This is a genomic window from Polymorphospora rubra (assembly GCF_018324255.1).
In the GTDB taxonomy this organism is placed as follows: domain Bacteria; phylum Actinomycetota; class Actinomycetes; order Mycobacteriales; family Micromonosporaceae; genus Polymorphospora; species Polymorphospora rubra.
Genome location: NZ_AP023359.1, coordinates 3,616,047 through 3,628,867, shown reverse-complemented (window position 1 = coordinate 3,628,867; position 12,821 = coordinate 3,616,047). Strand labels below are relative to the sequence as shown.

11 protein-coding genes and 1 pseudogene are annotated in these 12,821 nt (G+C 70.3%); 9 read left to right on the top strand and 3 right to left on the bottom strand.

Features of this window, described 5'->3' with window-relative positions; genetic code table 11:
• Nucleotides 1–646: 646 nt before the first annotated feature.
• A pseudogene (locus tag Prubr_RS38230) lies at nucleotides 647–1,951 on the bottom strand (serine/threonine-protein kinase); the annotation flags it as partial.
• Between the two features lie 104 nt (nucleotides 1,952–2,055).
• Between Prubr_RS38230 and Prubr_RS16665 the strand changes: the two are divergent.
• The 8 genes from Prubr_RS16665 (at nucleotide 2,056) to Prubr_RS16630 (ending at nucleotide 10,236) form a co-directional block, all read left to right on the top strand.
• Nucleotides 2,056–2,286: an acyl-CoA carboxylase subunit epsilon gene (locus Prubr_RS16665; RefSeq protein WP_212826470.1), complete on the top strand. Its 231-nt coding sequence runs from the start codon at nucleotides 2,056–2,058 to the stop codon at nucleotides 2,284–2,286.
• Nucleotides 2,287–2,386: 100 nt separating this feature from the next.
• On the top strand, nucleotides 2,387–2,809 hold the full coding sequence (locus tag Prubr_RS16660) for a hypothetical protein (RefSeq protein ID WP_212826468.1): 423 nt from the start codon (nucleotides 2,387–2,389) through the stop codon (nucleotides 2,807–2,809).
• Entirely contained in the window at nucleotides 2,809–4,092 is a 1,284-nt protein-coding gene (locus Prubr_RS16655) for a hypothetical protein (protein ID WP_212826466.1), read from the top strand. Before Prubr_RS16660 ends, Prubr_RS16655 begins: the two co-directional genes overlap by 1 nt.
• 41 nt (nucleotides 4,093–4,133) lie before the next feature.
• Nucleotides 4,134–5,441: a S8 family serine peptidase gene (locus Prubr_RS16650; protein ID WP_343221663.1), complete on the top strand. Its 1,308-nt coding sequence runs from the start codon at nucleotides 4,134–4,136 to the stop codon at nucleotides 5,439–5,441.
• Entirely contained in the window at nucleotides 5,333–5,956 is a 624-nt protein-coding gene (locus Prubr_RS16645) for a Maf family protein (RefSeq protein WP_212826464.1), read from the top strand. The genes Prubr_RS16650 and Prubr_RS16645 overlap by 109 nt, the downstream gene beginning before the upstream one ends.
• A 35-nt stretch (nucleotides 5,957–5,991) precedes the next feature.
• Nucleotides 5,992–6,645, top strand: a complete 654-nt coding sequence (locus tag Prubr_RS16640) for an O-methyltransferase (protein ID WP_212826462.1) — start codon at nucleotides 5,992–5,994, stop codon at nucleotides 6,643–6,645.
• Nucleotides 6,646–6,879: 234 nt separating this feature from the next.
• Nucleotides 6,880–8,652: an acetyl/propionyl/methylcrotonyl-CoA carboxylase subunit alpha gene (locus Prubr_RS16635; RefSeq protein ID WP_212826460.1), complete on the top strand. Its 1,773-nt coding sequence runs from the start codon at nucleotides 6,880–6,882 to the stop codon at nucleotides 8,650–8,652.
• A gap of 144 nt (nucleotides 8,653–8,796) precedes the next feature.
• Nucleotides 8,797–10,236: a GuaB1 family IMP dehydrogenase-related protein gene (locus Prubr_RS16630; protein WP_212826457.1), complete on the top strand. Its 1,440-nt coding sequence runs from the start codon at nucleotides 8,797–8,799 to the stop codon at nucleotides 10,234–10,236.
• Nucleotides 10,237–10,298: 62 nt separating this feature from the next.
• Here Prubr_RS16630 and Prubr_RS16625 read toward each other — a convergent pair whose 3' ends face one another.
• Entirely contained in the window at nucleotides 10,299–10,871 is a 573-nt protein-coding gene (locus Prubr_RS16625) for a TetR/AcrR family transcriptional regulator (RefSeq protein WP_212826455.1), read from the bottom strand.
• A gap of 92 nt (nucleotides 10,872–10,963) precedes the next feature.
• On the opposite strand from Prubr_RS16625, the gene Prubr_RS16620 reads away from it, so the two are divergent.
• Complete coding sequence (locus Prubr_RS16620; protein ID WP_212826453.1) at nucleotides 10,964–11,407, top strand: DoxX family protein; 444 nt, start codon at nucleotides 10,964–10,966, stop codon at nucleotides 11,405–11,407.
• Nucleotides 11,408–11,472: 65 nt separating this feature from the next.
• On the opposite strand, the gene thrS is transcribed toward Prubr_RS16620, so the two are convergent.
• Nucleotides 11,473–12,684 (bottom strand): threonine--tRNA ligase, encoded by a 1,212-nt coding sequence (thrS, locus tag Prubr_RS16615; RefSeq protein WP_212826451.1) that lies wholly within the window; start codon nucleotides 12,682–12,684, stop codon nucleotides 11,473–11,475.
• Between the last annotated feature and the right edge of the window lie 137 nt (nucleotides 12,685–12,821).

Genomic DNA, 12,821 nt, shown 5'->3' with positions numbered 1-12,821 from the left:
GCGTCGACTCCCGCCGTACCTGCCAGCCCTCGGGCACCGGCACCGAGAAGCCGGTCGGGTCGCGGTGCAGGCGCCACCCCTCCGGCACCACCGGCTCACCCGGTCCGGTCGGCTCCGGGGTCGGGCTGGGGCTGGACGGCGCGGCACTGGTCGGCGCGGGCTCGGGCGGTGCCGAAGGCGGCGGCACGGCGGCACCGGTCTCGGCCGGGGCGGTGGTCGGCCCGACCGTCGGTTGCGCACCGGACGACTCGTCGTCACCGGAGCCGAGGTACGGGACCAGGATGGCGACCAGGAGCACAAGAATGGCCGCGAGCGAGGCGGCCAGCCAGATGCGTTGCTTCGAGGTGACGCCTGTTCCGGACGCTTCGGGCACCTGGGCGGACCCGATGACCGTGGTCGGCTCGCTCCCGCCGGTCGCCGTCGCTGTGGCCGGTGCCGTACCGGCCCGCTGTGCCGGTACGGCGGAGGCCGCTGCCGGTGCCGGCGTGGCCACCCCTTCCGGCTTGCCGGTCGTCGACCTGTCGCTCGTCGGCTTGTCTGTCGTCGGGGTGCCCGGCGCCGTGGGCGCCGCGCCGGCCGGTTCCGGGGAGCGCGACGGCCCGGCTGCCGGCTTCGCCGGAGCGGCCGTACCCGATGCGGCAGCCGCGCCCCCGGCGGCGGTAGCGGCCCGGTCGTCGCTTTCCGTGGCTGCGGTTCCGGGCGCCGGCTCTGCCGGCGCGTCGGCCTTTTCTCCGGTCGCGGCACCGGAGGTGGCCGCCGCGGCGGCAGCGGCTGCCGCGGGACCGGCCGGGGCATCGTTCGTGGCTGCCGAGGGCTGGGCGTCGCTGCCGGCCGGCCGGTCCACGGTCGGGTTTCCGGTCTGCCGGACAACGACGGTCCGGTCCACCGGCTTGACCACCGCCGTCCGGTCCGCGGTGTCGGGTCGTTCCACCACCGCCGTCTCGTCGGCCGGCACGGTCGGTACCGACACCGCCGGGTCGTCGCCGGATGCCGGCGAGACCGGAGCGGCCGGCACCGGGGTGCCGGTGTTCGGCGTACGCGGTGCCGGAACCAGCGCCGGCCGGGGCTCCCGGGGTCCGAGCGGGCTCGGCCGGCGGGCGCCCTCCAACAGCGACAGACCGACCTTCGGGCGCCGACCCGCGGCACGGCGGAGCAGTCGTTCCGCCTCGGCCGCGTTGATCCGCGTCGTGGGATCCTTGCGCAGCAGGCCGGCGAGCACCGGCTTGAGCGGACCGGCCTTCTTGGACACCGGCGGCGGCTCGGTGGCCAGGGCGGCGAGCGTCGCGATCGCCGACGGCCGCGCGTACGGCGACGCGCCCTCGATCGCCGCGTAGAGGGTCGCGCCCAGCGACCACAGGTCCGCTTCCGGCCCGTTGTTGCCGTCCCGGGCACGTTCCGGGGCGATGTAGGCCGGTGAGCCGAGCACCAGCCCGGTGCGGGTCACGTTGGGATCACCGGGAACGGTTGCCAACCCGAAGTCGGTGAGCACGACCCGACCGTCCTCGCCGAGCAGTACGTTGCCCGGTTTGACGTCGCGGTGCACCACTCCGGACCGGTGGGCCGACCGCAGCGCGCCGAGGACGCCGAGACCGATCTCGACGGCGCGTGCCGGGGTCACCGGGCCGTCGGAGGCGAGCACGTCCTGCAACGACCGCGACGGCACGTACTCCATGACGATCCACGGGTCGGCGTCGGTGCGCAGGACGTCGAAGACGCGTACGACGTTGATGTGGTTGAGGCGGGCGATGGCCCGCGCCTCACGCAACGAACGTTCCCGCATCTCGCGGCGCTCGTCCTCGGTCAGACCGGGTGGCGGCACCAGCTCCTTGATCGCCACATCGCGGTGCAGTACCTCGTCCCGGGCCCGCCAGACCCGGCCCATGCCGCCCTGACCGAGCGGCTCGACTAGCCGGTAACGGTCGGCGACAAGTTGGGACGGCACGGCGGACATCCCGTGCACGGTACCCGGGCGAGTTGAGCGTCACACCTGCGCCACGCGCGGGTGTGAGGCGTACGTCAGTATCGGTGTCCGGCGGGTCGGCGTACGCTCCTCCCATGTCGGAGGCAGATCCGCAGTTCAGCGTGCTACGGGGCACTCCCACGGCTGAGGAACTCGCCGCTCTGGTCGGAGTCCTGTGCATCCGTTCCCGGCCGGTGGCCGCCCCGTCCCCCGCCCCGGGACCCTCCCCCTGGGTTCGCAGCGCCCGACCCGGCCACGGTGCGACCTGGAGCGCGGCTGCCCGACCCGGCACCGACGGTTGGCGGACCTCCGCCCTCCCGCGCTGAGTCACTGCTCAGCGACCGGCCCGGGCACTGTTTCCGGGCTGCCAGCCGACCCCGCCACCAGCTACCCTCGGAAACCTCATCGTGACGCTGGGGAGGGTCCGTGGGGCTGGCGGAAGACCATCTGGGTCCAGGATGGTTACGCACGTACGGCGACGTCGAGGCCGACATCAGCGCGATGGAAGACTTCGCGGCCAAACTGGAAACCGAGGTACGCGACCACTACGCGCCCCACATGTCGGTCGTCTACGACAACATGGCGACCGAGATACCCCAGCCCGCGGCCCTGTTCTCCGAACTGGTGTCGTTCCTGACCACACACCAGTTGTCGCAACAGAGCACCTCCGACCTCGTCTACCACTACCACAACGTGACCGGCGGACTCGCCACCTCGGCATGGGACGTCAGCCGCAGGTACGCCGACACCGACGCCTTCAGCTCGGCCAGAGTCACCGACGTCAACCGGGCCCTCGACCGGACCGCCGCCGCCGCGCCAACCGACCCCGGCTCCGACGGGTTCCACTGATGCGCCGCGAAGCCGGCGAAGACGCCGCCCGCACCGCCTGGCATCTGTTCGACGTACCGACCATGTGGACCCTCGTCGAAAACCAGCGGACCGACAACCACTGGAAACTCGTCAACGGCTGGCGCATGGCCTACGAACTGACATCCACCCACCTGACCCGCCTGAAGACCTACCGGGACAACCTCGCCACAGCCTGGCCACCTGACAGAAGCCCGGCATCCGCAGCGTACTGTGGCCGCCTCGACTACCTGATCCAACATGTACAGCAGGCGCACGACGTCGCGGTCGCCAACTTCACCACCCTGAGCGTGGTGACGACCGCCATCGCCGGCGCACGCGCCGAACTAAAGAAGATCTACGACGAATACCAGGCCACGCGGCAGACGATGGCGCCGCACGAGCGGCGCTTCAAGGACCCGAAGGCGCCCGCACCGCCCAACCTGGACTTTCAGAACCTACCGGGAACCCGACGTGACATCGAAGAACTGAATGCACGCGCCCGTACGCTCATGTCCAGCCTCGCCGACACTCTCGCCGAGGCCAGCATCCAAATCAAACAACCACCCCCGTATACGCCGCGCGGAACGATCGATAGCAGCGAGCCTTACGGTGAAGACAATCGGGTCACCAGCCGCCAAATCCCACCAATTGTTCCGCTGCAACTCTCTCAGACGGGACCAGTGCCACAATTAAGTGGGCAGGCAAACTCTTCGCAACAACCAGCAACTCTTGGCCCCATATTGGGCGGCGCAAGCACGCTCCCGACACTCCCCCCATCGACAACAATCCCGCAATCACCTGCAACATCACCAACCAACGTAACGACCGTTCCACCAACGCCTGCGCACACCATCACAACCACGCCATCAGCGAGGTCGGGCGCAACAGATTCCACCTCCAGGCCACCTCCTGCTAATCACAACGCATTTCGAACGGGAGGTCTCGGAACCAACGGAACAACGCCACGACCAGCGCCAGCAGGCGGCCTAATCGGCGGCATACCACCCAGCATTGGGACTACTGGGATCAGCACCCAGCCCAGACAAAGGGTTAACCCGGTCGGAGGCGTGATCGGAAATCGCGGATCACTTCTCCTCCAGACACAGTCATCCAGACATGGCTCATCGGGAACATTGCCACCCACTACACAGCCCTCAACCCGAGATTCAAAATGGGATCCAGATAACCCTTGGGAAGTTCAACATGGAACTAGACCTGTAGTCTTGCCTTCGTCAGATCCGGTTCGCACCGACCCTGGGCCAGTGATCGGCCAGAACAGGTGAAATTCGACTTCCTGAGGCCACTCACGGCGATACTCTGCACCATGACCGGAATGCTCATATACGCAAACCCAGCCCACGCCGATCAACTCCGCGATGATCAGTGGCATCTGCAGTTTCTGAACATTGACAGAGCACATGCCGTCTCCCAAGGGGAGGGCATGACCGTAGCCGTCATCGACACCGGCGTAGATCCTCACCCCGACCTACGAAACAACCTCCTCAAAGGAACTGACGTAGCGCCCGGCGGGTCCGGAAATGGGCAGGAAGACGCAGATTCTCACGGCACCGGGATGGCAGGACTCATTGCAGCCCACGGCAGACATCAAGGAACCGGCGCTCTCGGAGTAGCTCCTAAAGCAAAAATACTACCCGTAAGAGACAGTACCCCCGCGAGCCCCAGTAACGGTGATCGAACTGCGGACGGAGTCGACTGGGCAGTCGCCAACGGCGCTTCCATAATCAACATCTCATCAGCCGGTGGCCCCACACCGCGACTTCGAGCATCCATTGAGCAAGCAATAGCTGCCGATGTAATCGTGGTCGCTGGCGCAGGTAATACATCCAACGCCCCCGGTATCGGCTTCCCAGCAATGTACGAAGGGACAATAGCCGTCGGAGCGACGGACACGGGCGGGAATTACCTGGCAACTTCAGCAACCGGCCCAAGGCTCACAATCTCAGCTCCCGGGATCGACATAGTGAGTACTAGCAAAGGAGAGAGCTACCGGAAGGGTACGGGGACCTCGGGGGCGGCGGCGATTGTTTCGGGGGCGGCTGCGCTCGTACGGAGCAAGTTCCCGGAACTGTCCGCGAAGGAAGTCGTACACCGGTTGACAGCCACCGCCGTCGACAAGGGCCCACCCGGTCGGGACGAGCAGTACGGGTACGGCGTGCTCGATCTCGTGGCGGCGTTGACCGCGGACGTACCGCCGCTTGGGGCGAGTGCCGATCCGAGCGTGAGTCCGAGTCCCAGCCCGAGCCGGTCTTCGGCTGCCGGCCAGCCTCCGGGCGGTGGATCGTCCGGGGTTGGCGGCCCGGCGTCTTCGTTCTCGGCGCGGTCGCCGCCGTCGGGCTGGTCGGGGCCGCCCTGTTCGTCAGTCGGCGGCGCCGGCGCGGTTTCGACTGAGCACCACAGCGCAGCCCACGGGGCGAGCGAGGTGCCGGGGCGCGGAGCTGGCGTACCGGTCGGCGCCGACGGGGGTTCGACGTTCCCACCGGACGGACCGGTAGCGTGCTCGTCGTGGCATCGACCGATTCACGCCGGCTGGTCCTCGCCTCGGCGAGCCCGGCCCGGCTCAGGACCTTGCAAGCGGCTGGCATCGAACCGGAGGTGCTGGTCAGCGGTGTAGACGAGTCCACCGTGGACTCGACGAACCCGGACACGCTGAGTCTGACGCTCGCCCGGCTCAAGGCCGAGGCCGTCGCCGAGCGGCTGCGCCGCGACGGCCGGGTCGGGTCCGGCGCTCTGGTGCTGGGCTGCGACTCGGTGCTGGCGTTCGATGCTGAGATCTTCGGCAAGCCGGCCGATGCCGACGACGCGACCAAGCGGTGGGCGCGGATGCGCGGGCGGTCCGGGGTGCTGCACACCGGCCACTGCCTGATCGACCTCGACAGCGGCGGGCATGCGGAGGCGGTCGCCGCGACCGTGGTCCACTTCGCGGTGGTCGACGACGACGAGATCGCCGCGTACGTGGCGACCGGGGAACCGCTGCATGTCGCCGGCGCGTTCACCCTCGACGGGATCGGCGGCCCGTTCGTGGAGCGGATCGAGGGCGACCCCGGCACCGTGATCGGTCTGTCGCTGCCGCTGCTGCGTCGCCTGCTGGCCCAACTCGGGGTGCGGATCTTCGACCTGTGGCGGTGATCCCAAAGGCGGCCCCGCACGGTTAGCGTCTGTGAATGACCACGAAGCCTCTGGTACTGACCGACGAACTGCACCAGTACGTCATCGCGCACGGCTCGTCCCCGGACCCGGTGGCACAGGACCTGATCGAGGAAACGTTGACGCTCCTGCCGGAGAAGGCGGGGATGCAGGTAGCGCCCGAGCAGGCGGGCTTTCTGACTTTCCTGGCCCGGTTGACCGGTGCCCGGCAGGCGCTCGAGGTAGGCACCTTCACCGGCATGTCGTCGCTGGCCATCGCGCGGGGGCTGGCGCCGGACGGGCATCTGACGTGTCTCGACATCTCGACCGAGTTCACCTCGGTTGCCCAACGCTACTGGGCACGGGCCGGTGTCGCAGACCGCATCGACCTGCGGATCGGGCCTGCGGCGGAGTCGCTGCGGGCGCTGCCGGACGAACCGTACCTGGATCTGGTCTTCATCGATGCCGACAAGCCGGGCTATCCGGTCTATTGGGCCGAGACGGTGCCACGGGTACGGGCCGGTGGCCTGATCGTGGTCGACAACGTGCTGCGTGGTGGGCGGGTGCTCGACCCGAAGGCCGAGGCGGACCAGGCGATCGCGGACTTCAACGAGGAGGTGCTGCGCGACAACCGGGTCGACCTGGTGATGCTGCCGGTCGCCGACGGGTTGACGCTGGCCCGCAAGCGCTGAAACCACCGCGGTGGGTCGCTGCCCCGGTGGCGGTGGCCCACCGCCTACCGCTCGACGCACGCTGCGGGCGGACGGAACGACGTCCATGGCCCTGGTCAGCCGTGCTGTACGGGAGGTGACCGGCCGGGTCGACCGGCGCCGGCGGCAGTGCCACATCCCACAGTCAAGGCCGGTCGAGCATTCCGAGGATGCCGATAAACTGCCCGACATCAGCGGCCGGAGGGAGCACGCACGGTGCGCAAGGTACTGATCGCCAACCGGGGCGAAATCGCCGTACGGGTCGTTCGTGCGTGCCGCGACGCCGGTCTCGGCAGCGTCGCGGTCTATGCCGACTCCGACCGCGACGCGCTGCACGTCACGCTCGCCGACGAGGCGTACGCGCTCGACGGCGACAGCGCCGCCGACACCTATCTGCGGATCGACAAGCTGGTGGCGGTCGCCGCGCAGGCCGGTGCGGACGCGGTGCACCCCGGCTACGGCTTCCTCTCCGAGAACGCCGACTTCGCCCAGGCGGTGATCGAAGCCGGGCTGATCTGGATCGGCCCGACCCCGCAGGCGATCCGCGATCTCGGCGACAAGGTCACCGCGCGGCACATCGCGCAGCGGGCCGGCGCCCCGCTGGTGCCGGGCACCCCCGACCCGGTCAAGGGGCCGGACGAGGTCATCGCCTTCGCCGTCGAGCACGGCCTGCCGGTCGCGATCAAGGCGGCGTTCGGCGGCGGCGGCCGGGGCCTCAAGGTAGCCCGCACGCTGGAGGAGATCCCGGCGCTGTTCGAGTCGGCCACCCGTGAGGCGGTCGCCGCGTTCGGGCGGGGCGAGTGCTTCGTCGAGCGCTACCTGGATCGCCCGCGGCACGTCGAGGCGCAGGTGCTCGCCGACCAGCACGGCAACGTGGTGGTGGTCGGCACCCGGGACTGCTCGCTCCAGCGCCGCCACCAGAAGCTGGTCGAGGAGGCGCCGGCACCGTTCCTCACCGACGCCCAGCGGGCGGAGATCCACGACAGTGCCAAGGCGATCTGCCGGGAGGCCGGCTACCACGGTGCCGGCACCGTCGAATACCTGGTCGGCACCGACGGCACCATCTCGTTCCTGGAGGTCAACACCCGACTCCAGGTGGAGCACCCGGTCACCGAGGAGACGGCCGGCATCGACCTCGTACGCGAGCAGTTCCGGATCGCCGCCGGCGAGAAGCTGCGGCTGACCGGCGACCCGGTGCCGCGCGGCCACTCGATCGAGTTCCGGATCAACGGCGAGGACCCGGGCCGTGGCTTCCTGCCGGCTCCGGGCTCGGTCACCGCGCTGCGCCTGCCCAGCGGCCCAGGGGTACGGGTCGACGCCGGCATCTCGGCCGGCGATGTGATCGGCGGCAACTTCGACTCGCTGCTGGCGAAGGTCATCGTGACCGGCGAGACCCGCGCGGAGGCCCTCGAACGGGCCCGGCGCGCGCTCGACGAGATGGTGGTCGAAGGCATGGCCACGGCCCTGCCGTTTCACCGGTTGATCGTGCGTGACCCGGCGTTCACCGCCGAGCCGTTCACGGTGCACACCCGGTGGATCGAGACCGAGTTCGACAATACGGTGCCGCCGTTCGCCGGTGCGGCACCGGCGGCCGAACCGGCCGGCGAGCGGGAGACCGTCGTGGTCGAGGTGGGTGGCAAGCGGCTCGAGGTCCGCCTTCCGGCCGGTTTCGGCGCCGGTACGGCCACCGCCGCGACGGGTGCCGCGGCCCGCCGCCCGAAGCGGAAGACGGGCGGAGCCGGTGCGGCGGGTGCCGCCGGTGGTGACACTCTCGCCTCTCCGATGCAGGGCACGATCGTGAAGATCGCGGTGGCCGAGGGTGACCTGGTGGCCGAGGGCGACCTGGTCGTGGTGCTGGAGGCGATGAAGATGGAGCAGCCGCTCAACGCGCACAAGGCCGGGGTGGTCGGCGGTCTGTCCGCCGAGGTCGGCGCGGTTCTCACGGCCGGCGCCGCGATCTGCACCATCACCGACGCCGAACCCGCCTGACGAACCTCCTTGATCCCCGTGTTGGGCTGACGGGGGCGCGCGGGCAAGGCAACCGCTGGTGGCGGCACGTTGATGTCGCGATCTTGGGCCAACGGTGCGGTCGGACCGTCGGCACGGCCGGCCCGCGCGGGTCATGATGCTGTGGTGCGGTTTCTATCCGGCGCGGCACCCGCGCACGAACTGACCTACAGCGACGTCTTCATGGCCCCGGCCCGGTCCGACGTCGGCTCACGGCTCGACGTCGACCTGGCCACCAGCGACGGCACCGGCACCACGATCCCGTTGGTGGTGGCCAACATGACGGCCGTCGCCGGGCGGCGGATGGCGGAAACGGTTGCCCGGCGCGGCGGCATCACGGTGCTGCCCCAGGACATTCCGATCGACGTGGTGGCCGACGTGATCGCCTGGATAAAACAGCGTCATCTGGTGCACGACACCGCGTTGAGCCTCTCCCCGACCGACACGGTCGGCGACGCGGTGCACCTGCTGCCCAAACGGTCGCACGGGGCGGTCGTCGTGCTCGACGACGACAGCCGCCCGATCGGTGTGGTCACCGAGGCCGACTGCGCGGGCGTCGACCGGTTCACCCAGCTCCGCGACGTCATGTCGACCGAACTGCACACCGTTCCGGTCGACGCCGACCCGCGGGCCGGGTTCGACCTGTTGGCCCGGGTCCGTCGCCGGCTCGCACCGGTCGTCGACGCCGACGGCCGACTGGTGGGGGTGCTCACGCAGAAGGGTGCGCTGCGCGCCACCCTCTACCGGCCGGCGCTCGACGCCCAGGGCCGGCTGCGGGTCGCCGCCGCGATCGGTATCAACGGCGACGTCGCCGGAAAGGCCACCGCCCTGATCGCGGCCGGCATCGACACTCTCGTGGTCGACACGGCACACGGCCACCAGGAGCGGATGATCGCCGCCCTGCGGGCGGTCCGGGCACTCGACCCGCCGATACCGGTGGCGGCCGGCAACGTGGCCACCGCCGAAGGCGTACGCGACCTGGTTGAAGCGGGTGCCGACATCCTCAAGGTCGGCATTGGGCCGGGCGCGATGTGCACGACCCGGATGATGACCGGCGTCGGCCGGCCGCAGTTCTCCGCCGTCCTCGACTGCGCCGCCGAGGCCCGCCGGCTCGGCCGGCACGTGTGGGCCGACGGGGGCGTGCGGCACCCGCGCGACGTGGCGCTGGCCCTGGCTGCCGGCGCCTCCAACGTGATGATCGGTTCGTGGTTCGCCGGAACCTACGAGTCCCCCGGCGACCTCTACACCGAGCCGGACGGCCGGCGTTACAAGGAGAGCTTCGGAATGGCGTCCGCCCGGGCGGTGAGTGCGCGTACGGCGGAGGACAGCCACTTCGACCGGGCCCGGAAGGCGGTCTTCGAGGAGGGCATCTCGTCGGCGCGGATGTTTCTCGACCCGACCCGCCCCGGCGTCGAGGATCTGATCGACGAGATCGTGGCGGGGGTGCGCAGCGCGTGCACGTATGCGGGTGCGGCGAACCTGGTCGAGTTCCACACCCGGGCGGTGGTGGGCACCCAGAGCGCGGCCGGCTACACCGAGGGCATGCCCCTGCCGACCAGCTGGTGACCGTCCCGGCTGCGATGACCGGGGCCGCGGGTCGGCGGAGAGCGGTGGTCGGTGCCGGCCGGTCAGGGCCGGTCGACGAGACGGCGCAGGACCGGCCGGCCGGCGGCCTCCGGGTCCGGGCCGAGGTCCGCGGGCAGTGCACCGCCCAGCCACAGGGTCGCGAAGCCGTGGACGATCGACCAGGCGGCGAGCCCGTCCATCCGGGCGTCGCCGCTGTCCCCGCCCCGGGTCGCGACCGCCGCGGCAAGCGTCTCGGTCGCCCGTTGCCGGGCCGCGAGCACCGCCGGGTCGTGACGGTCGTAGAGCTCCGGGCGGAACATGACCTCGAAGTGGGCCCGGTGGTCGACCGCGAACCTGATGTATGCCACGCCGGTCTCCACAAGGCTTCCGGTCTGCGCGATGACCGGGCGCAGGGTGTCGGCGAGCCGGTCGTAGCCCTCCGCCGCCAGCACGGTGAGCAGGCCGGCCTTGTCGCCGAAGTGGTGGGCCGGCGCGGCATGTGACACACCGGCCCGGCGGGCAAGGTCACGCAGGCTGACGGCCGACGGCCCCGATTCACCGATCGCCTCGACCGCCGCGGCGAGCAGTGCGCGCCGCAGATCACCGTGGTGGTAGGTCCCGTCCTTCTTGGTCACACCCCCATCCTATCTTGTCGTTGACAAGTTATCCTCGGTCAGGAAATCTTGACATCGACAAGTTCCGGCCTCATCTGGACAGGAAGACTCACATGGCCCCCTTGATCGCCCTTGTCACCGGCTTCGTCGTCGCCCGCCTGACCGGGCTGCTCGGGATCGAGGCCCTCGATTCCTGGCAACCCGCGTTGCGGGTCGGGCTCGCCGTGATGTTCGTCGTAACCGCCTCCGCGCACTTCGTGCCGGGTCTCCGTGCCAACCTCGTCGCGATGGTCCCGCCCGGCCTGCCCCGGCCCGAACTGCTGGTCACGGTCACCGGCGTGCTCGAACTCGCCGGAGCCGTGGGCCTGCTGATCCCGGCCACCGCCCCCTGGGCCGCCATCGCCCTGGCACTGCTGATGGTCCTGATGTTCCCGGCGAACGTCTCCGCGGCCCGGCGGAAGGTCCCGTTCGGGAAACGTCCGGCCACCCCGCTGGTGCCCCGCACCGCCGAGCAGATCTTCTTCATCGCGCTGGCCGTCGCCGCCGCCCTCCAATGATCAGGAAGCCGGCCCGGGCCACCGGCGGCACACCCGGCAACTCCCTGATCACGGGCATCAGGGCCTCAGGCCAGCGGCACCGGCGAACGGGACACGACCGAATCGGTGAGCATGCGCAGCGCCGAGGGCACCGGCAGCGGATCCAGGGCCCGGCCGTCCCGCGCCCGCAACGCCACCAGCCCGTCCGCCGCCTCCCGGGCGCCGATCACCGCCGCGTATGGGACCCGCCGCTGCGCACCGTCCCGGATTCGGGCACCGAGCGAACCCTCGGCCTCGACCCGTACCCGCAGGCCGGCCTCGACCGCGGACCGGGCGAACGCCTCGGCGGCGGGCAACTGGTCGGCGCCGATCGGCAGCACCTCGACCTGCACCGGGGCGAACCAGAACGGAAACGCCCCCTCGTGCACCTCGATCAGGTAGGCGAACAGCCGCTCCATGCTGCCGACGAGACTGCGGTGCACCAGCACCGGCCGCCGCCGGCTGCCGTCCCGGTCGGTGTACGACAGGTCGAAGCGCTCCGGCTTGTCGAAGTCGATCTGCACGGTGGACAGGGTCGATTCCCGCCCGGCGGCGTCCCGTACCTGGATGTCGATCTTCGGTCCGTAGAACGCCGCGTCGCCGGGCGCCTCCTCGTACGGCAGCCCCGACAGCGCCTCGCGCAGCAACTGCTCGCCCCGCTGCCACGACCCGTCGTCCCCGACATAGCTGCCGCCCGGTCCGCGCAGCGACAGGCGGTAACCCGCCGGCCGTACGCCGAGCGCGGCGTGCGCCTCGGAGGTGAGTCGTAGCACGTCGGCCACCTCGGCACCGACCTGCTCCAGGGCGCAGAAGTTGTGCGAGTCGTTGAGGGAGATCGCGCGTACCCGGGTCAGGCCGCCGAGCACTCCGGAGCGCTCCGAACGGTACATTCCACCGATCTCGGCGATCCGCAGCGGCAGGTCACGGTACGAACGGCCACGGGCGGCGTACACCAGGCAGTGGTGTGGGCACAGGGCCGGCCGCAGGATCAGTTCGTCGTCGCCGGCCATCCGCAGCGGCGGAAACATGTCGTCAGCGAAATGCCCGAGGTGGCCGGATAGTTCGAAGAGGTCCCGCCGGCCCAGCGGTGGCGAGTAGACGTGCTGGTAGCCGGCCCGGCGTTCCAGCTCGCGGACGTACTCCTCGACCGCGTGCCGGGCGGCCGCGCCGTCCGGCAACCAGATCGGCAGTCCGGCGCCGGAGAGCGGGTCGGAGTGGAAGATGCCCAGCTCGCGGCCGAGCTTGCGGTGGTCGACCATGTCGGTCTCCTCGATCGGGTACGGGGGCGACCCACTCGCGGAGCACGACGAAGCCCCGGGGCGGTCGCCCCGGGGCTTCGTCGTCGACTGGTTACGTCAGCGCGTCGCGCCGGGGATCCCCGGCGTCGTCGTCAGCA